This window comes from Flagellimonas sp., from assembly GCF_965222555.1.
Taxonomy (GTDB): Bacteria; Bacteroidota; Bacteroidia; order Flavobacteriales; family Flavobacteriaceae; genus Flagellimonas.
In genome coordinates, this window is sequence record NZ_CBDCUG010000005.1 from 2062133 (window position 1) to 2082070 (window position 19938).

At 40.4% G+C, this 19938-nt stretch carries 16 protein-coding genes; 12 read left to right on the forward strand and 4 right to left on the reverse strand.

Annotation, left to right across the window (positions count from 1 at the left end; all coding sequences use genetic code 11):
* Genes ACOQO1_RS17605 through ACOQO1_RS17650 form a run of 10 tightly spaced genes read left to right on the forward strand, consistent with a single transcriptional unit; the run spans nucleotide 1 to nucleotide 12087 of the window.
* Nucleotides 1-1449, forward strand: coding sequence for an alpha-L-fucosidase (locus tag ACOQO1_RS17605; RefSeq protein ID WP_420604189.1), 1449 nt, complete (start codon nucleotides 1-3; stop codon nucleotides 1447-1449).
* Between the two features lie 11 nt (nucleotides 1450-1460).
* The gene (locus ACOQO1_RS17610; protein ID WP_420604190.1) at nucleotides 1461-2801 is read left to right on the forward strand and encodes an alpha-L-fucosidase; all 1341 of its coding nucleotides are present in this window, start codon (nucleotides 1461-1463) and stop codon (nucleotides 2799-2801) included.
* Between the two features lie 11 nt (nucleotides 2802-2812).
* Complete coding sequence (locus tag ACOQO1_RS17615; protein WP_420604191.1) at nucleotides 2813-3727, forward strand: alkaline phosphatase; 915 nt, start codon at nucleotides 2813-2815, stop codon at nucleotides 3725-3727.
* Nucleotides 3714-5261, forward strand: a complete 1548-nt coding sequence (locus ACOQO1_RS17620) for a sulfatase (protein WP_420604192.1) — start codon at nucleotides 3714-3716, stop codon at nucleotides 5259-5261. The genes ACOQO1_RS17615 and ACOQO1_RS17620 overlap by 14 nt, the downstream gene beginning before the upstream one ends.
* Nucleotides 5262-5266: 5 nt before the next feature.
* Entirely contained in the window at nucleotides 5267-7360 is a 2094-nt protein-coding gene (locus ACOQO1_RS17625; RefSeq protein ID WP_420604193.1) for an alpha-L-fucosidase, read from the forward strand.
* Between the two features lie 5 nt (nucleotides 7361-7365).
* Complete coding sequence (locus ACOQO1_RS17630) at nucleotides 7366-8424, forward strand: glycoside hydrolase family protein (RefSeq protein ID WP_420604194.1); 1059 nt, start codon at nucleotides 7366-7368, stop codon at nucleotides 8422-8424.
* Between the two features lie 14 nt (nucleotides 8425-8438).
* Nucleotides 8439-9233, forward strand: a complete 795-nt coding sequence (locus ACOQO1_RS17635) for an SDR family oxidoreductase (RefSeq protein ID WP_420604195.1) — start codon at nucleotides 8439-8441, stop codon at nucleotides 9231-9233.
* Nucleotides 9234-9238: 5 nt separating this feature from the next.
* The gene (gene fucP, locus ACOQO1_RS17640) at nucleotides 9239-10534 is read left to right on the forward strand and encodes an L-fucose:H+ symporter permease (RefSeq protein WP_420604196.1); all 1296 of its coding nucleotides are present in this window, start codon (nucleotides 9239-9241) and stop codon (nucleotides 10532-10534) included.
* Between the two features lie 15 nt (nucleotides 10535-10549).
* The gene (locus tag ACOQO1_RS17645; RefSeq protein WP_420604348.1) at nucleotides 10550-10879 is read left to right on the forward strand and encodes an L-rhamnose mutarotase; all 330 of its coding nucleotides are present in this window, start codon (nucleotides 10550-10552) and stop codon (nucleotides 10877-10879) included.
* A 50-nt stretch (nucleotides 10880-10929) separates the two neighbouring features.
* Complete coding sequence (locus ACOQO1_RS17650) at nucleotides 10930-12087, forward strand: alpha-hydroxy acid oxidase (RefSeq protein ID WP_420604197.1); 1158 nt, start codon at nucleotides 10930-10932, stop codon at nucleotides 12085-12087.
* A 9-nt stretch (nucleotides 12088-12096) separates the two neighbouring features.
* On the opposite strand, the gene ACOQO1_RS17655 is transcribed toward ACOQO1_RS17650, so the two are convergent.
* From ACOQO1_RS17655 to gldJ, 4 genes are all read right to left on the reverse strand, one after another.
* Nucleotides 12097-13017 (reverse strand): alpha/beta hydrolase, encoded by a 921-nt coding sequence (locus tag ACOQO1_RS17655; protein WP_420604198.1) that lies wholly within the window; start codon nucleotides 13015-13017, stop codon nucleotides 12097-12099.
* Between the two features lie 23 nt (nucleotides 13018-13040).
* The gene (locus ACOQO1_RS17660) at nucleotides 13041-14600 is read right to left on the reverse strand and encodes a sulfatase family protein (protein WP_420604199.1); all 1560 of its coding nucleotides are present in this window, start codon (nucleotides 14598-14600) and stop codon (nucleotides 13041-13043) included.
* Between the two features lie 173 nt (nucleotides 14601-14773).
* On the reverse strand, nucleotides 14774-16048 hold the full coding sequence (locus ACOQO1_RS17665) for a UDP-N-acetylmuramoyl-tripeptide--D-alanyl-D-alanine ligase (protein ID WP_420604200.1): 1275 nt from the start codon (nucleotides 16046-16048) through the stop codon (nucleotides 14774-14776).
* A gap of 65 nt (nucleotides 16049-16113) precedes the next feature.
* On the reverse strand, nucleotides 16114-17769 hold the full coding sequence (gene gldJ, locus ACOQO1_RS17670; RefSeq protein ID WP_420604201.1) for a gliding motility lipoprotein GldJ: 1656 nt from the start codon (nucleotides 17767-17769) through the stop codon (nucleotides 16114-16116).
* A 387-nt stretch (nucleotides 17770-18156) separates the two neighbouring features.
* Between gldJ and porV the strand changes: the two genes are divergently transcribed.
* Together porV and ACOQO1_RS17680 are read left to right on the forward strand one after the other, a co-directional pair.
* Nucleotides 18157-19305: a type IX secretion system outer membrane channel protein PorV gene (gene porV / locus ACOQO1_RS17675; RefSeq protein WP_420604202.1), complete on the forward strand. Its 1149-nt coding sequence runs from the start codon at nucleotides 18157-18159 to the stop codon at nucleotides 19303-19305.
* Between the two features lie 78 nt (nucleotides 19306-19383).
* Nucleotides 19384-19875: a cytidine deaminase gene (locus ACOQO1_RS17680; RefSeq protein WP_420604349.1), complete on the forward strand. Its 492-nt coding sequence runs from the start codon at nucleotides 19384-19386 to the stop codon at nucleotides 19873-19875.
* The last annotated feature ends 63 nt before the right edge of the window (nucleotides 19876-19938 follow it).

The following is a 19938-nucleotide window of genomic DNA, read 5'->3' on the forward strand; positions in this document are numbered from 1 at the left end:
ATGAACAATCGCATAATTTATACTATTGGAAAAACGCTTGCTCTTTTAATTCTTGTATGTTCCTGTAAATCGGAAAAAAAGAAACCAGTTGTTGTGTCGGAACCAATTGCTGTCAACTATTTGGAAGAGTCCAAAACAGATTTTGATGAGCGTATGGAATGGTGGCGAAATGCCCGCTTTGGAATGTTTATCCATTGGGGACCTTACGCAATTCCTGCAGGAACCTACAATGGAAAACCTGTTGATGGTATTGGAGAATGGATCATGAACAACGCCCAAATACCGATTGCCGAATATGAAGTTTTTTCAAAACAGTTCGATCCTCAGCAATTTGATGCAGATGAATGGGCAAGAATTATGAAGGAAGCAGGAATGAAATATGTAGTTATCACTTCCAAACATCACGATGGTTTCTGTTTATGGAACTCTAAGGTTTCCGATTATGATATCATTGATTTTTCACCATACAAAAAGGATATTTTAAAAGCGCTGTCAGATGCTTGTAAAAAGCAGGGCATAAAATTCGGAGTTTACCACTCTATTATGGATTGGCACCATCCGGATGCACAATCCATTAATTATCCAGAATACAACAATGCTTCTGAACCAGGTGGAAACCCCAATTTTCCTTTATATCTGGAGAACTACCTAAAACCACAAATGAAAGAACTCATTGAAAATTATGATGTGGAAATTATGTGGTTCGATGGAGAATGGATAGAAGAGTTCACCCACGATAATGGTAAGGAGCTTTATCAATACGTTAGATCATTAAAACCCAGTATTTTGATTAATAACAGGGTTGATAAGGGAAGGCAAGGAATGCAGGGTATGAATAAGGCAGATGCTGATTATGCAGGTGATTTTGGCACACCGGAGCAGGAAATTTTGGAGGGTTCGTCAACCTTGGACTGGGAATCGTGTATGACCATGAACGACACATGGGGATTTAAGAAAAACGATCACAATTGGAAATCGGCACAAACACTTATTCATAACTTAATCGATGTTACCGCAAAAGGTGGAAACTATCTTTTAAACGTAGGCCCCACAGCAGAAGGGATTATTCCTGCACCCAGCGTTGAACGTTTGCAAGCTGTAGGGGAATGGTTGAGCAGAAATGGTGAGGCCATTTATGGTACAGAAAAACTGAAGGGGACCTATAGACAAGGAAATGATATACTTTTTACAAAGTCGAAAGGACAGAATGTATATTATGCCATCTCTCTTACCAAACCCAAAACGGAAATAATAATTGAGCATGTACAAGCCCAAGAGGGTTCCGATATTGTGCTTTTAGGCTCTTCCATTCCATTGGAATGGACTTATACCTCAGAAAAAGGAGTAAAAATTAGTGTTCCTTCAACAGTTTTGGAAGAACTGGACGAGAACCATGCTTGGACCTTTAAGATAGAAGGCAATGAGATTGTAAACAAGATTTCTGAATAATTTTAAAACCAATGATAAAACGTATACTTTTTATTTGCTTTCTTCTTTGCGGAACTATATTGTCCTGGTCTCAAGAGAGTGAGGCAAAAACCACGTCAGATGAAAAAATGCAATGGTTTCAAGATGCCAAACTGGGCATCTTTATCCATTGGGGTCTATATGCTGTAAATGGTATTGATGAATCTTGGTCGTTCTACAACGGTTATATTTCACATGACGACTATTTGAAACAAACCAAAGGGTTCACCGCTAAAAACTATGACCCTCAGGCTTGGGCAGAGCTTATTAAAAAAAGCGGGGCTAAATATTCGGTGATCACCTCAAAACACCATGATGGATTTGCGTTATGGAACTCTAAGTATGGGGATTTCAACGCAGTTAAGAGTTCAGCTGCCAAAAAAGATGTGTTGAGTCCATTTGTAAAAGCACTTCGTAAGAATAACCTAAAGGTTGGGATTTATTACTCCCTTCCAGATTGGTCCTATGGCGATTACACTAATTTTTTGAGGGATTCTCTTAGGTATCAAATTAAGGAGGACCCAAAACGATGGAGTACCTTTTTAAAATACTACCAAGGACAATTAAAAGAGCTAGCAAACCTATATGATCCGGATCTTTATTGGTTTGATGGAGATTGGGAGCATAGTTCTGAAGAATGGGAAGTGCCTAAAGTGAGAAATATGCTGTTTGGGAAAAATCCCAATACAATTTTGAATTCCCGATTACAGGGAAATGGTGATTATGCTACACCCGAACAAGGAATGCCCATTACTAGACCAAAAGACAAATATTGGGAGTTGTGCATGACCATGAATAATTCATGGGGCTTTCAGAAAAACGACCATGATTACAAAACTCCGGATCAAATTATTGGAATTTTCTCCGATGTTATTTCCAATGGCGGAAACTTGCTATTGGATATAGGTCCAAAAGCAGACGGGACCATTCCAAAGGAACAGGTGAACATCCTGAACGAGTTGGGTGACTGGACCGCTAAGCATAAAGAGGCCATATATGGATCAAGGGCTGGCATTCCCAAAGAGCATTTTTATGGACCCACAACCTTATCAAAAGATAGGAAAACCCTCTATCTTTTTGTTAAGGGCAATCCAAATGGTGAAGTTGTGGTTCGCGGACTTAAAAACAAGATCAACCGTATTTGGGTGGTGGGCAATGGAACAAAACTGTCCCATAAAGTAGTTGGTAAAGTATATTGGAGCCACTATCCAGGGATTACTTATATAGATATTCCAGACCATGTTTTGGACGATCACATGACCGTACTTGCCTTATTATTGGACAAGGAGGTGGATTTATACCGTGAAGATGGTGCTGTTATAGAAAGTAATTAAATGCCTTAGAAATGAACCTTAAAGCAAAATCACTTGTTTCTGTGCTCCTTTTTTTTGGAAGTGTCTTGTTCTCTGTGGCCCAAGAGCAAGCAAAACCTTTGGCAAAGCATGTAATATTGATTGGATCTGATGGTTTTGGGGCTTATGCCTTTAAAAAAGCCAAAGTTCCCAACCTAAGAAAGATGATGGAAAATGGAGCATATACACTTGAGGCACGGTCAGTTTTGCCTTCGTCCAGTGCGGTGAATTGGGCATCCATGATCATGGGGTCTGGTCCAGAGCTGCACGGATATACTGAATGGGGCAGTAAAACACCTGAACTACCTTCAAAGGTAATTGGTGATGGGAACATATACCCCACTATTTTTAGCTTGGTTCATCAGCAACTTCCGGAAACAAAAAAAGGAGTTTCCTATTCTTGGGGAGGTATTGGGTATCTTTTTGAAAAGAACATGGTTGACATCGATTTCAATGGGAAAACAGATGAAGAGACTATGCAAAAAGCCATTGAATTTATCTTAAAAGAAAAACCTTCACTAACCTTTGTACATTTTGGTGAACCAGATGGAGCGGGTCATAATATTGGACATGATACCCCAGAGTATTATAAGGAAGTAGAAAAAATTGATGTCTTGGTGGGAAAAATTTTAAGTGCTCTTGAGGAAAATAACCTGATGGATAGCACTGTGATTCTATTTAGTTCTGATCATGGAGGTGTTGGGAAAGGACATGGAGGAAAAACCTTGTTGGAAGTTGAAATTCCATGGATAATCTATGGAAAGAACATAAGCTCCAAAGGGAAATTGGATAGTAGTGTTGTTACTTATGATACTGCAGCTACAATTGCCCATTTACTGGGTTTGAAGACACCCAACTTTTGGAGAGGAAAACCAATCTTAGAAGCAATGAAATATGGGGAAAAGTAAGTTTTTGGGCATAATTTGCCTGTTGATCCTAATTTGTTCGTGCAAGGAAGTCGAAAAGGAAGTTCTACGGCAACCAAACATTGTTCTTTTCTTGGTGGATGATATGGGCTGGCAGGATACTTCCGTTCCTTTCTGGAACCAAAGAACCGCCTATAATGATCTGTACCGTACTCCCAATATGGAGCGTTTGGCAGCAGAAGGAATGAAGTTTACCCAAGCCTATGCAACTCCAGTATGTTCCCCCACAAGGGTTAGTCTTATGACAGGAATGAATGCAGCTAGGCATAGAGTTACCAATTGGACACTTAGGAAGGATGCTCTTCAACCTATGGAGACAAATCATCCTACGTTGAGTTTCCCTGAATGGAACGTGAATGGAATGAGCCCCGTTGAAGGGGATCCCAAAGCGGTTCACGCAACTCCATTACCTAAATTACTTCAAGATGCAGGGTATTATACCGTGCATACCGGGAAAGCCCATTTTGGAGCTATCGGAACACCTGGGGATAACCCGTTAAACTTAGGTTTTGATGTGAATATAGCGGGACATGCCGCTGGTGCCCCAGAAAGTTATTTTGGTATGGAGAATTTTGGGAATGGCAAAGAAGGCAAAGAAGTTTGGGCCGTTCCCGGGCTCGAAAAGTACCATGGAGAGGATATCTACCTGACAGAAGCACTTACGCAAGAATCTTTAAGTGCTTTGGATTCCATTAAGGGCAAGAAACCTTTTTTCTTGTATATGTCACATTATGCAGTTCATACTCCAATTATGGGTGATAAAAGATACTTTCAGAAATACGTTGATGCTGGATTGGATTCTACAGAGGCAAAATATGCTTCCATGGTTGAAGGGATGGACAAAAGTTTGGGCGACATCATGGATTATCTTGAAAGAAATCAACTAGAGGACAATACAATTATACTTTTTATGTCTGACAATGGTGGATTGAGTGCTGTTGCCCGAGGCGGTAAGCCACATACGCATAATAAGCCTCTGGCTAGTGGAAAAGGTTCCATTTATGAAGGCGGAATAAGAGAGCCAATGTTGGTGAAATGGCCTGGTACAACAATTCCGGGAGCATCAACCGATGATTATGTTATCATTGAGGATTTTTACCCTACCATTTTAGAAATGGCGGGAATTTCTAATAGCAATAAAGTTCAAACAATTGATGGAAAAAGCTTCACTTCAATCTTAAAAGGTGAAGTGGCAATTGAAGAAGAGCGGCCATTGTTTTGGCATTATCCTAACGAATGGGGACCTGAAGGTCCTGGTATTGGAGCTTTTAGCGCTATAAGATCAGGAGATTGGAAGTTGATTTATTTTCACGAAGATCAACATATGGAGTTGTACAATATCACCGAAGATATTGGAGAAACCCAAAACATGGTATCAACTCAAGTGGAAAAGGCAAGAGAAATGGCACAAATATTATCAGAACACCTTGTTAGTGTAAACGCGCAAATGCCTTCTGATAAGGAAACAGGACAAATAATCCCATTACCCAACCAAAAAATAAACATAAGTAAGTAGTAATTATGAAAAAAGCACTCCAATTCGTTATAGCAGGAGCAATAATTTTATTTGTATCGTGTAACAGCCAAATACCCCCTGAGCCCGTTGGTCCTGTTCCTTCGGAACGGCAATTGGCATGGCATGAGCTGGAGTATTATGCTTTTGTCCACTTTAACATGAATACTTTTACCGATATGGAATGGGGTACCGGAGGGGAGAAACCGGAACAGTTCAATCCAACTCAGTTGGATACGCGCCAATGGGCCAAAGTGGCTAAGGAAGCGGGAATGAAAGGTATAATCCTTACCGCCAAACACCATGACGGTTTCTGCTTATGGCCAACCAAAACTACGGAGCACTCAGTTAAAAATTCACCTTGGAAAAATGGCCAGGGTGACTTAGTTCAGGATTTGGCGGATGCCTGTAAAGAGTATGGTCTTAAATTGGGACTTTACCTTTCTCCTTGGGATCGTAATAATGAACATTACGGTACGCCTGAATATGTGAAAATATTTCATGAACAACTGAGAGAGCTTTTGACCAATTATGGTGAATTGTTTGAAGTTTGGTTTGATGGCGCCAATGGAGGGTCCGGGTATTATGGAGGAGCAAATGAAACCCGCAAAATTGATAATAAAACCTATTACGAGTGGCCCAAAACCACCCAAATGATTCGGGAATTACAACCTAATGCGGTAATATTCAGTGATGGCGGACCTGACATACGTTGGGTAGGCAATGAAGAAGGTTGGGCAAATGAAACCAATTGGAGCGTTATGCGTAGGGATGAGATACATCCCGGCTGGCCTAGATACGTAGAACTGCGGTCAGGTCATGAAGATGGAACGCATTGGCTCCCCGCTGAAGTAAACACTTCCATTCGCCCGGGGTGGTATTATCATGCGGGTGAAGACCACCAAGTAAAGACTTTACCGCGCTTGGTGCAGACTTTTTATGAGTCAATAGGTAGGAATGGTAATTTTCTATTGAACTTGCCTGTAGATGATAGAGGGCTTGTTCATGAAAAGGATGTTGAGCAATTGTTGGCTTTGAAACAACAAATTGACAAAGATTTTGCCAATGAACTGGCACAGGGGCAGGCTATTGTTGCTTCGGATGTACGGGACAATGGCTCGGCTTTTTCAGCAGAAAATGCTATTGATGGTGATAAGGAAAGCTATTGGGCGACCAATGATGGTGTAACCCAAGCATCCATTACCGTATCTTTTGAAGAACCCACAGAGGTCAATCGTATTGTTTTACAGGAATATATTCCTTTGGGACAACGAGTTAAAAAATTTAAGGTTAGCGCTGAGGTGAATGGCGAATGGAAAACCATTGATGAACAAACCACTATTGGTAATAAGCGTATTCTCCAATTTGAAACGGTAAAAGCGGATAAAATACAGGTAGAGATACTTGATTCAAAAGGACCTATTACACTTTCAAATCTGGAACTATACAGGGCTCCGGCACTTTTGGTTGAACCTACCTTTTCAAGAGATAGGGATGGAATGGTTTCCATTAGTGTGCCAGATGATAAGGTTGATATTTATTTTACAACCGACGGAAGCGACCCAACAACAACATCAGCCAAATATTCAAAACCATTCTCTTTGCTAGAACCGGCAACCGTAAAAGCTATAGCCGTAGATTCAGATAATGGACAGCAAACCCAGCCTGCAAACCGATATTTTGATATTGCTAAAGGGGAATGGCAGGTAATAACTGCCTCTTCCGGGAATTTGGAAGATGCTGAAAAACTAATGGATGGAAATCCGCATACCTTTTGGGCAACGGACAAGGAAGATAAAAAGACACCGGAAATCACAATAGATTTGGGTAAATCCCACGGATTGACCGGCTTTACATATTGGCCCATACAAACACGCTATCCATTTGGTATAATAACCCATTACGAGCTTTTGGTCAGTAATGATAACAGAAATTGGAATACAGTTGCAAAGGGTGAATTTGGGAATGTTGTCAACAATAGAATTGAACAAAAGGTGAATTTTGATTTAACCACTGGAAGGTATATTAAATTACGAGCTTCAAAAATTAATGGTGATACCAGAGCTTCTTTTGCTGAGGTTGGGGTATTGACATCAAACTAGTATCCATGAAACAGGGCATTATATTTGTTTTTTTTATATGCTTCTTTACCTCGATGTCACAAGAGGTTAAAGATGACCTTCATTTTAATGACAGGTTTTTGCCTATTTCAAAGGATAATATTTTTAAAACCCCTGGATATTACAACTGGGGAACCTCAATTGTAAAAGGGGAAGATGGAAAATATCATTTGTTTTATTCCCGTTGGAAAAAAGAGTATAGTTTTTATGGCTGGCTGACCCATTCAGAAATTGCGCATGCTATTTCCGAAAACCTTTCTGGGCCATGGGAGTATGAAGAAACTGTGTTGAAAGGAAGTGGCAAAGGACACTGGGATGGTATTACTGCCCATAACCCAAAAATCAAGTTTTTTGATGGCAAATATTACCTATACTACATAGGAACAAACCTTGGAAAAAAGGAATATTCGGAAAAAGATCTTGTGGAAACTGCGCTCACCGGATATTCCCACCCTAATTGGAAAATTTTACGACCCAACCAACGTACTGGGGTTGCTGTGGCCAGTTCACTTAGTGGACCTTGGATGAGAATGGATCAACCCTTAATAGAGCCTAGTGGACCTATTACAACCTTGACGGTCAACCCCGCAATTGATAAGGGCAAGGACGGAAAGTACTATCTGATTGTTAAAGGCGATAAACCCAATGAAAAACGCTTTATCCGTAATCAGGCCATTGCTATTTCCGATTCGCCCGTTGGACCATTTGAGATTCAGGAAAAAGCCGTTATAGATGATATGGATACTGAGGATGTCTCCATGTGGTACGATAAAAACCGAGGACGTTTCTATGCAGTTTTTCATGCACATGATTTTATTGGGATGATCACCTCAAAAAATGGTAGCGATTGGAAGAATTCAAACCAATACAAACTCTTGCCAAAATCATTAAATTTAGCGGATGGTTCAGTATTGAAACCGGATAGGATGGAACGCCCTTTTCTTTATCAAGAAGACGGGAAGCCAAAAGTATTGGTGTTGTCCGTAAAAAAAGGAGATGAATCGTATAGTGTTTTTGTTCCGATCAAGAAAAATACGGCCAACTAATTTATAGTAAGAGAATGGATTTAGGATTACAGGACAAAGTTATAGTAGTTACGGGCGGAGACAAGGGCATTGGAAATGGTATTTGTACTGTGCTTGCAGATGAAGGTGCTATACCCGTAATCATTGGCCGAAAAGAACATGATGTGCAAAAAGCTGTTGATACCATAAAACAAAAAGGGGGAAAGGCCTTTTATGCACTGGCAGAACTTACGGACCCAGAACAATGTAGGAGGGCCATCGATAAAACGGTGAAGGAATTTGGAAGAATAGATGGACTTGTGAACAATGCAGGTGTCAATGATGGGGTTGGATTGGAACATGGCAACTATGAGGATTTTCAACGTTCTTTGCAGCGTAACGTAGGTCACTACTACGTAATGGCCCATAACGCCCTTCCGGAATTGAAAAAAAGCAGGGGAAGTATTGTGAATATCGGTTCCAAGACATCGGTTACCGGTCAGGGAAACACTTCCGGCTACGCCGCCGCCAATGGGGCAAGAAACTCCCTTACCCGTGAGTGGGCCGTTGAATTGCTTCCGTATGCAGTTAGGGTGAATGCCGTGATTGTTGCAGAATGTTACACGCCCTTATATGATCGTTGGATCAAAACATTTGAAAATCCTGAAGAAAGATTGAAAGAAATAACCGATAAAATTCCTTTGGAAAACCGGATGACTTCCGCAGAAGAGATTGCCAATGCTGTTGTATTTTTACTTTCCGAAAGATCAAGCCATACAACAGGCCAGCTTATCTATGTGGATGGAGGCTATACGCATCTGGACAGGGCATTAACCAAACCAAACAACTAAAAATTATGAGTAGACCAAAAGTAGTATCAAAAGAAGTACTTTTTCCATTTATCCTGATTACCTCCCTATTTGCGCTTTGGGGTTTTGCCAATGCGGTAACGGACCCAATGGTGCAAGCGTTCAAAAAGGTATTGGAGTTATCTAATTCCCAGGCCGCTTGGGTGCAAATGGCATTTTACGGAGGGTATTTCTGTATGGCACTGCCGGCAGCCATGTTTATGAGAAAGTACTCCTATAAAGTTGGAATTCTTATTGGGTTGGGCCTATATGCTGTTGGAGCATTGATGTTCTACCCCGCCGCAATAACCGAGAAATTCTGGTTTTTCTGCTTGGGACTATATATATTGACTTTTGGATTGGCTTTTTTGGAGACAGCTGCAAACCCATATGCATTGGCCATGGGGGCTAAGGAAACGGCTACCCAACGTCTTAATCTTGCACAGGCATTTAATCCTGTTGGTTTGATAGCAGGTCTGGTCGTTGCCCAGCAATTTGTGCTTAAAAACCTGCAATCTGACGACATAGAAAATTTCAGCGCACTGGATGAAGCAGCTAAGACATTGGTGAGAACTTCGGATTTATTGGTCATCCGTAATCCGTATGTAATTCTGGGATTGGTCATCTCCATAATTTTTGTTGTCTTTCTGGTAAGTAAAATGCCGCAGGCGAGGGACGAGGATGGCATACCAAGTATAGGAGCAATATTTAAAACCCTCTCCAAAGACAAGAAGTATGTGTTGGGCGTATTGGCCCAGATTCTATATGTAGGAGCACAGATAATGTGCTGGACGTACATCTATCAATATGCAGAAGCGATTGGGATGGACAGTGTTACCGCTGGCTACTATCAAATGGCTGCATTTATCGTATTTGTGGTGGGTCGCGCCATTGGAACATATCTCCTACGTTTTATGAGTCCTGGCAAGTTGCTGAAATCATTTGCCATCTTAGCTTTACTGTGCACCCTCGGCGCTATTCTTATAAAAGGAATGGTAGGACTTTATTGTATCGTTGGAATTTCAATGTTCATGTCTCTAATGTTCCCAACTATCTATGGTATTGCTCTGGGTGATCTTACTGAGGATCAATCAAAAGTTGGATCTGCTGGGTTGATTATGGCTATTGTAGGTGGTGCTTTAATGCCAAAACTACAAGGAATGATTATTGATATAGGCGGAAATGGTGTTGCCGACACAACCATATTAGGGGTGTCAGAGGTGAATTTCTCCTTCATATTGCCCATGCTCTGCTTTGTATATATTAGTTGGTACGGGCACCATGTCTTTAAAAAACATGAATAGAAGGAGATGAACGGCATTAAAAGATACTGCTTGGCCTTGGATTTAAAAGACGATGAGCACCTTATTCGCGAATATGAAGAATATCATAAAAAAGTCTGGCCAGAGATAATAAAAAGTATCAAAGATTCTGGAATCCAAAACTTGGAGATTTATAGGATTGAAAATAGATTGTTCATGATCATGGAGGTCGATTCTTCTTTTTCTTTTGAAAGAAAAGCAAAAATGGATGCCAACAATCCAAAAGTAGAAGAATGGGAAGATTTAATGTGGAAGTATCAAAAAGCCTTGCCTGGCGCCAAACCCAATGAGAAGTGGCTCCTGATGGATCAAATTTTTCAACTTTAATAGTGGAGCAGTAGCAGTAGTTTAGCATTAACAACAGTTTAAAATCAGTAATGGCAAGAGGTCCTAAAGCAGCATTCGATTCAAGATATCCAACTATAGATGATTTAAGGGAAAGGGCACGTAAACGCATTCCAAGGTTTGCCTTTGAATATTTGGATGGTGGGTGTAATGAAGAAGTAAACATAAAAAAGAATACCTCAGATATCAGGGAAGTTGAGCTTTCACCTCGTTATTTGGATAAATATGAGGGTGCCGATTTATCTACCAAGTTGTTTGGACAAACGTTTGATGCGCCGTTCGGTATAGCACCTGTGGGGCTTCAAGGATTAATGTGGCCCAATTCTTCGGAAATATTGGCCAAAGCAGCTTTTGAAAACAATATTCCATTTATTCTTAGCACCGTTACCACCTCAAGCATTGAAAGAATCTCCGAAATAACGGAAGGCAATGCATGGTTTCAACTATATCATCCCGCCGAAGAGCAGGTACGAAACGATTTGATTAAAAGGGCGGATGCTGCAGGTTGTCCAGTTATGGTATTGTTGTGCGACACACCAACATTTGGGTTTCGCCCCAAGGAAATTAAAAATGGACTTTCAATGCCACCTAAAATGTCCGTGGCCAATATTCTTCAAATTTTAGGAAAACCAAAATGGGCCATGGAAACGTTGCGTTATGGTCAACCTAACTTTGAAGTGCTTAAACCTTATATGCCCAAGGGGCTAAACCTTAGCCAGCTGGGGCAGTTTATGGACCAGACCTTCAGTAAACGAATGGATGTTGACAAAATATCAGCTATCAGAGACCTCTGGAAAGGTAAATTGGTTTTAAAAGGAGTAGCTACGGAGGCAGATGCGGAAAAAGCAATTGGATTGGGGCTTGACGGTATTATTGTATCAAACCATGGCGGTCGGCAATTGGATGCGGGTGAGTCAACTATCAGACCATTGACCCGGATTGCAGCTAAGTATGATGATAAGATTACCGTTATGATGGATAGCGGACTTCGTTCTGGACCAGATATTGCAAGAACCCTTGCCTGCGGGGCCAAGTTCACCTTTATGGGACGCTCATTCATGTATGGAGCTGCGGCACTTGGAAAGTCAGGAGGAGACCATACCATAACCTTGCTTAAAACGCAATTAAAGCAAGTTATGGAACAAATAGGGTGTACCGAAGTTGCGGATTTTCCAAATTTTAGAAAATAAAGATTTTCCTCACTCTAGGTTTTCCAACCATTCAGCAAGACGATCTGTCCATGTTTGTAGATGCCCTTTCCCAATGGCCAAACTATAACCATGGCCCCCATGGGGATAAATATGCATTTCCGCGGGAACTTTTTCCTTTTTTAAAGCCTTGTAAAACAAAAGACTGTTTTCAACCGGGACAGCTTCATCATCCGTAGAATGAACAATAAAAGTAGGAGGACTGTTTTTGTCAACATGCAATTCGTTTGAATAATGATCTACCAATGTTTGTGATGGATTCTGCCCTAATAAATTGTTTCGGGAACCTAAATGTGTGGTAGGAGTTTTCATGGTGATCACAGGGTAAATCAAAACTGTAAAATCTGGTCTCGCACTCACATGATCTATGGAATCAGCTTTAAAAGAATTATTTGCTTCATAACGGGTGGACAGGGTAGAGGCCAAATGACCTCCAGCAGAGAATCCCATGATGCCAATTTGGTTTTTTATGATGTTCCATTTGCTGGAATTATGACGAACAATTCTCAGAGCCCTTTGTGCATCTTGCAACGGGGCCTTTTCTTTTTTGATAATTGATTTGGAAAGTGGCAGCCTGTATTTCAATACAAACGCCGCTATTCCTTTGGAATTTAGCCATTTGGCAATATCGGTTCCCTCCCAATCGTAGGCTAGGCCTTGATACCCCCCTCCTGGGCAAATAATCATTGCCCTCCCTGTAGCGTTCCTTTTTGTGGGCAAGAAAACCTCCAGGGTAGGTTGCTGAACATTCTCAATCCAAAGTATGTCATCTTCATTCTGTGTTTCAGAGTCATTGGTTTTTTGCTGGTTTGGAACTCCATTGGGCCATAATGGGATAATGTCACCTTGACCATAACTGACGCTAACACCGAATAGTGTACAAATGATATACATAAAATACTTTTTTGCCATAATTGAAACCTTTTATTTGTTCCCTATTTGAGTTCCAATGATTCAATTTCCTCAACTTCTGTTTCTCTGATATTTTCAAAGGTTTTTATCATTTCTGCCAGTTTCTCAGGGTTGCTTTTGGCCAAGTTGTTTTGTTGACCCAAATCTTCTTTAAGATTATAAAGTTGATATTCATCATCGTTCCCCAACTCAATATTGACATAATTGTTCATGGCAGGGCCTTCATAGGGGGGAATCATGGCCCAATCCCCTTTGCGGAGCGCAGTTCGTGAGGTGGCTTCAAGAACAAGTTCTTCACGACCAGTATTGCTTTTTCCTAAAAATACATCCAATAGGTTCTTGCTGTCCTGTGACTTGGCATTGCTTTCAACCAATGCGGACAGCGAAGCCAAAAAATCTATCTGGCTAACCAATGCTTCTGAAGTTCCTGGTGTAATTTTTCCTTTCCAATAGGTGATGAACGGTACTCGGGTCCCTGCTTCAAACAAACTGTACTTGCCTCCTCTTAATGCCCCTGCCGGTTTATGGTTACCCAGTTTTTCCACTGAATCGTCATAATATCCATCATTGACAACAGGGCCATTATCGCTTGAAAAGATGACCAAGGTGTTTTCCAATAAACCTTCGCTTTCCAATGTTTTGATAAACTCACCTATACACCAATCGGCCTCAACAATGACATCTCCTCTTGGTCCCATACCACTTGACCCTACAAAGCGAGGATGTGGCGTTCTTGGCACATGGGGCTGTTGTAAGGCATAATAAAGAAAAAATGGATTGTTCTTGTTGTTTTTTACATAACGCTGCGCTTCTTTAAGAAAATCATCGGCCATATCTTCATCAACCCACTTGGCGGCTTCACCACCTTTCATGAAGCCAATACGGGGAATTCCGTTCACAATACTGTTATAGTGTCCGTGATGCCATTTCATTTTTAGCATTTCAGGATTGTCCTTGCCCGTTGGCTCTCCAGGAAAGTTCTTTTGATAATCAATTTGGATGGGGTCATTGGGGTCAAGGTTCACCACATCTCCATTTTCAATATATACCGTTGGCACCCTATCCTGAGTAGCGGCCATAATATAGCTGTGGTCAAACCCTACTTCATTAGGTCCCGGACTTACTCTTTGGTTCCAATTTACATTGCCCGTCCCTAGTCCCAAATGCCACTTGCCCACAATTCCAGTGGCATAACCTTGTTGTTTCAACATTTTAGGAATGGTTATTTGTGCAGTATCAATGATCAAGGGCGCTGTTCCGGGTAAAATTTTAGCGCTTTTGTTCCTCCATGGATATACACCGGTCAAAAGAGCATATCTACTTGGGGTACAGGTGGCCGATGAGGCATATCCATTGGTAAATCGTATCCCGCCATTGGCCAATTTATCCAGATTGGGTGTCTTTATCTCAGTAGCGCCATAGGCTCCAAGCTCACCGTAGCCTAGATCATCCGCGTAGATGATGACAATATTTGGTTGGGTTGGAGACTCCACTTGGGAGGTTTCCTTTTCTTTTTTTTCGGTTTTACAGGCGGTAAAAGCTATAAGTAGTGCTAGCAACACATTTTTATTAATGGATTTCATGGTATTGGTTATATGAATAGCCCTAATTTACCCTTATAATTCCATTGCATCAAAATCGGATTTACAATTGTGACAAAAGAACCCGAAAAGAGCTCAGCAATCACACCATTTTAACACAATAAGGATAAAACAATGAAATTAGAAACCTATCTGTATCTTGAAAGAGTTCAGGCTTATAGAAAATCCAACGTCCGCTCCAAGGCCATGCCTCTAGATCCTTTTATTAAAAAGGCACCTTTTTTTAATGGGTTATGCTCAAGTTCGCTCCTTAGGTCGTCAAAAGATCTGAATTTTTTAAAGGGAGTTTGTACCTGAAAATAATTTTCTCCAACAAGAAATACATTGGTAAACCCTAAATCTTTGGCTAAACCAGCTATTGCTTGGTGTTCTTTAGCGGCATCCTCGCCAAGTTCAAACATATCTCCAAGGATGAGGGTTTTGTCCTGGGCATCAATGGTTGCAAAGTTCTCTAAAGCCGCTTGTGTACTAGATGGATTGGCATTATAGGCATCCAAAATAATTTTGAACCCATTTTTATCAATGATCTGTGACCGATTGTTTTGGGGAACATAGGATTCAATAGCAGTTTTGATATCGTTTAAGGGAATATTGAAATATTTCCCCATAAGCACAGCAGCACAACAGTTTGGGAAATTGTATTTACCAATAAGTTGAGTTTTTATTTGATGTCCTTCTACCTCAAGAATCACAAAAGGATTGGCTTCAACAAAGGAGATGTTGTAATATTGATGGTCTTTGGTGCTAAACCCTATTTTTTTTATGTAGGATTTCAACTTTTCTTGTTGAACATCATCATCCCCGTTCATGAAAACATGTTTGTCATTGGAAATGAGATAATCGTACAGTTCACTTTTGCCTTGAATTACGCCATCAATTCCACCAAAACCTTCCAAATGGGCCTTGCCGAAATTGGTGATATAGCCAAAATCTGGTTGCGCAATTTTACTTAAAAGGGAAATTTCCTTTTTATGGTTGGCTCCCATTTCCACAACGGCCATTTCGGTATCTTCAACAATGGACAAAAGAGTAAGTGGAACCCCAATATGGTTGTTGAGATTTCCTTTGGTTGCGATGGTATTGTATTTTTTGGAAAGGACTTCATTTATCAGTTCCTTGGTAGTTGTTTTGCCATTACTGCCGGTTAGGGCAATGACTTTTGCCCTGCTTTTGTTTCTATGCAAAGAGGCCAACTGTTGTAAGGTTTCCAATACGTCATTAAAAACAAGGCAGTTAGCAGATGTCTTATGTTCCTCTTCGTCAATTATGGCATAGGCGGCTCCTTTCTTTAGGGCTTCTTCTGCAAAGGCATTTCCATTGAAATTCGGGCCTTTGAGGGCAAAAAACATGCAATTTTTGGTAATTTTTCGAGTATCTGTGCAAATAATGGGGTGTGCTAAAAAAAGCTCATGAAGTTCTTCCAATGTCATGAATCGAAGATAAAAAAAAGCCCCGATTTTTAATCAGGGCTTCAATGAAATTATGTTGATGTTTTCTATTTGGCTTTTTTATGACGAACTGTTTTGTTCTTGGATTTGGATTTTGAACCAACTCTAGACATTGCACATCTAAATCCAATATCATCCGTAGCCATATATTGAGGCAAATACCTTCGTTGAGCCGGGTCTAACCAAAAGGCTCGATCTCTCCATGAACCTCCTTTGTATACACGAACCTCATCATTGATCAAGGAAGTTCTGTAATTGGAAGTGTCATATTGACGAAGAATTTTACCAGTTGAATCTCGTTCTACCTTATGTTTTGGAGAATCGTACATCATTCTATTGTTCGCTTCATCACTGAATCTTTGGAAGAATCTTGAAGAACCTGGATCACCATCACGATAACCTCTGTTGTCACTTGAATCGAAATTGGTTCTCAAATAAGTTTCCTCTTCGGTGACAGGAACCATTTCTATCTCACCAGGTAAATTCAATGCAACGATTTTTCCATTAGGTAGTGTGTCGTATACAATTTTGTCTTCAAGTACTTTTACTTTTCCATCCTCATCAATCGCCTTTTTTAGGAAAATGTTACCACGGTAATAGTTGAAATCACTTATCTCGTCATCAACAATGGGGCGATAAACATCGGCAACCCACTCTGACACATTGCCGGCCATATCATAAAGTCCAAAATCGTTGGGTTTGTATGATTTTACCTCTGCGGTAATATCCGCTCCGTCGTCGGACCATCCAGCAATACCTCCGTAATCACCTTTGGCTTGTTTAAAGTTGGCCAATTGGTCTCCACGACCTACACGTTGTCCATTTCTGGTATAGTCACCTTCCCATGGATATTTCTTTCTACCTCTATAGTTGTTGTATTCTCTAGATCCAATAAGCGCCTGTGCTGCATATTCCCATTCCGTTTCTGTTGGAAGTCTATACTCTGGCATGATAACACCGCTACTTCTTTTGGCAAATGCATTTATGGAATCACGCTTTTGCTTACCTTGTAAAGAGTCTATTTCTCCTCCATAAACCGATTCTGGATTGTTCAGATATGCTTCGGTACTAAAGGTTCCACTCATTTCGCCATTCAATACTTTGTATTTGGCATCTTGGGCTATATAGCCTTCCCTTTCCAACATGACCTCGTTGACCCTGTCGGTTCTCCATTCGGCATATTGTGATGCTTGCACCCAATTTACACCCACCACAGGATATTCTGCATAGGCAGGGTGCCTTAAGTAGTTATTGGTCATGGTCTCGTTAAAGCCCAGTCGGTTTCTCCATACCAAGGTGTCCGGTAAAGCACCATTGTAAATATTTCTGTAATTTGGGTTTTCTGGAGGATAAACGGCCTTCAAATAATCCAAATATTCCAAGTACATAACATTGGTCACCTCGGTTTCATCCATATAGAAAGACTGCACATGCTGTTGCGTTGGAGTATTGTTCCAATCGTGCATAATGTCATCTTGAACCTTACCTTTGGTAAATGTACCACCCTCAACAAAAACAGTTCCAGGAGGGGTTTCCTGCTCTTTAAAGTCAGAATTGTATTGAAATCCACCCTCTTTTGCATTTATTTTCCATCCCGTGGCTCTAGAGACATTCTTGGAAGAAGATGAGGAATTTTTACAGCTTGAAAAACTTCCTACTATAATAGCGCAAGAAAGTACAACTTTGATAAAGTGTTTTTTCATAATTTGGGCTTGAGTACTTTAAAACATAGGGTTTTAACCCTGAATTACTTTAACTTGATTTGATTTTTTAAATCCTTTGATGGCATTAAAACGATGTTTCTGCCATAATATTTTGTGCTCATAAATAATTATGGAAACTATTCTACGGGCACCGAACTATATTTTAAACGTTAATGGTTTGAAAATAGTATGGTGCATGGGAGTTTTAACGATTTTAAATCCAATGGTAAAGGACGATTAAATGTACAAGTAACATCATTTTCAGAGAATTTGCATAAAAAAAAGCCTTTGATTACAAGAATTTATGGAAAAGTTCGTTTACATGTAATACGTCTGAACTTAATATACGCTATGGACGTTACATTAACTAAACGCTAAACGCTTAAAATGAAAAAGTTACTAGTATTGGCGGTGTTGTTTGTCATGGCCCCAAAGATAAGCGCACAACAAGAAAGAGTAATTACCACGGCCGTTCCATTTTTGACCATTGCTGCAGATGCTCGTGCATCCGGTATGGGAGATATGGGGGTGGCTACTTCTGTTGATGCTTTCTCGCAGCAATGGAACCCGGCAAAATTCGCTTTCGCAAACCAAAAAACAGGAATTGGGGTAAGTTATACACCTTATTTGGAGAGTATTGTCAACGATGTTTCTCTTTTAAACGCCAATTATTATAATAAAATTAATGACCGAAGTGCTTTTGCCTTTAGTTTGAGATATTTTGGTCTTGGAGAAATAGAATTACGGCAAACTTTTGATCAGTTGGATCCTACTTTGGTAAAACCCAATGAGTTTTCCATAGATGGATCATATTCATTAAAATTGAGCCAGACCTTTTCCATGGCAGTAGGAGGAAGGTTTATTAGTTCAAACCTTAGATTTCAGGAAAGCGGACAAGATTCGCAGGCGGCCAACGCATTTGCGGTAGATATTGCAGGTTTTTTCCGTTCAAGGGAAATTGCGTATGATAGTTTTGATGGACGCTGGAGAGCTGGATTCAATATTTCCAACCTAGGAGGCAAAATTCAATATGATGCAGGCGGTCAGGAGAACTTTTTACCGACCAATTTGAAATTTGGTGCTGGTTTTGATTTCATTTTTGACCAAGACAATGTTTTAGGCCTTCATTCAGAATTCAACAAACTTTTGGTGCCTACTCCAAGAGATTTTACGGGGGATGGATTAATTACTGCTGAAGACAATAATGAATATCAACAAATAGGTTTTTTAAGCGGCGCATTTGAATCTTTGGGAGATGCTCCTGATGGATTTAGCGAAGAACTGAAAGAAGTAACATGGGCTTTGGGAGCAGAATATAAGTACATGGATGCTTTCATGCTACGTGCCGGATATTTTAATGAGAGTGAGGATAAAGGTTCAAGAAAGTTCTTTACTTTGGGAGCTGGTTTTCAATTTAAGTCAGCACAAATAGACCTTTCATATTTATTCTCTACATCGCAGGTTAGAAACCCATTGGAAAATACGTTGCGTTTTTCACTTACCTTTAATTTTGGTGAGGAGTTTCTCAATGACTAGTGAAAAAACGATATGAATTAGATGAAAACCTGTCGATTGGCAGGTTTTCTTATTTTTGGTCAATACCTAACAGATAGCATGAAGAAAAAACAGATTGGCTTTGAGCTTACCATATTTGATAATCCAGATGAGCTGTCACAAATAGAACAAAAATTGTTAAGTGATGCAGAACGAGCTAGGGAGAATGCATACTCTCCCTATTCCAATTTTAAAGTTGGTGCGGCTGTTCTATTGGAGAACGGGGAAGTGGTTGTTGGCAACAACCAAGAAAACTCTTCATACCCATCGGGGCTTTGTGCAGAGCGCGTGGCGGTCTTTCAGGCAGGAGCAATATACCCAGGAGTTACAATAAAAACCATAGCAATTAGCGCAACCTCCAAAGATTACGTAGTGGACATACCTGCCGGTCCATGTGGTAATTGTAGACAATCGATTATAGAGTATGAACAGAAGCAAAAATCTCCAATTTCCATCTTGCTTCGTGGCCAAGTTGGACCTATCTACAAATGCGATTCAATGGACCATATTCTGCCTTTGGCTTTTAGCAGTTCATTTTTGAGCGATTCTTAAACCAAATCTTTTTTACAAAACAGATATATATGTATTTTTGCCTTTCCTCAATGTAGGGGAATT

Excerpts from the sequence above, each read along its gene's own strand:
- ACOQO1_RS17605 (WP_420604189.1), top strand. The coding sequence starts at position 1 with ATGAACAATCGCATAATTTATACTATTGGAAAAACGCTTGCTCTTTTA.
- ACOQO1_RS17610 (WP_420604190.1), top strand. The coding sequence starts at position 1,461 with ATGATAAAACGTATACTTTTTATTTGCTTTCTTCTTTGCGGAACTATA.
- ACOQO1_RS17615 (WP_420604191.1), top strand. The coding sequence starts at position 2,813 with ATGAACCTTAAAGCAAAATCACTTGTTTCTGTGCTCCTTTTTTTTGGA.
- ACOQO1_RS17620 (WP_420604192.1), top strand. The coding sequence starts at position 3,714 with ATGGGGAAAAGTAAGTTTTTGGGCATAATTTGCCTGTTGATCCTAATT.
- ACOQO1_RS17625 (WP_420604193.1), top strand. The coding sequence starts at position 5,267 with ATGAAAAAAGCACTCCAATTCGTTATAGCAGGAGCAATAATTTTATTT.
- ACOQO1_RS17630 (WP_420604194.1), top strand. The coding sequence starts at position 7,366 with ATGAAACAGGGCATTATATTTGTTTTTTTTATATGCTTCTTTACCTCG.
- ACOQO1_RS17635 (WP_420604195.1), top strand. The coding sequence starts at position 8,439 with ATGGATTTAGGATTACAGGACAAAGTTATAGTAGTTACGGGCGGAGAC.
- fucP (WP_420604196.1), top strand. The coding sequence starts at position 9,239 with ATGAGTAGACCAAAAGTAGTATCAAAAGAAGTACTTTTTCCATTTATC.
- ACOQO1_RS17650 (WP_420604197.1), top strand. The coding sequence starts at position 10,930 with ATGGCAAGAGGTCCTAAAGCAGCATTCGATTCAAGATATCCAACTATA.
- ACOQO1_RS17655 (WP_420604198.1), bottom strand. The coding sequence starts at position 13,017 with ATGGCAAAAAAGTATTTTATGTATATCATTTGTACACTATTCGGTGTT.
- ACOQO1_RS17660 (WP_420604199.1), bottom strand. The coding sequence starts at position 14,600 with ATGAAATCCATTAATAAAAATGTGTTGCTAGCACTACTTATAGCTTTT.
- ACOQO1_RS17665 (WP_420604200.1), bottom strand. The coding sequence starts at position 16,048 with ATGACATTGGAAGAACTTCATGAGCTTTTTTTAGCACACCCCATTATT.
- gldJ (WP_420604201.1), bottom strand. The coding sequence starts at position 17,769 with ATGAAAAAACACTTTATCAAAGTTGTACTTTCTTGCGCTATTATAGTA.
- porV (WP_420604202.1), top strand. The coding sequence starts at position 18,157 with ATGAAAAAGTTACTAGTATTGGCGGTGTTGTTTGTCATGGCCCCAAAG.
- ACOQO1_RS17680 (WP_420604349.1), top strand. The coding sequence starts at position 19,384 with ATGAAGAAAAAACAGATTGGCTTTGAGCTTACCATATTTGATAATCCA.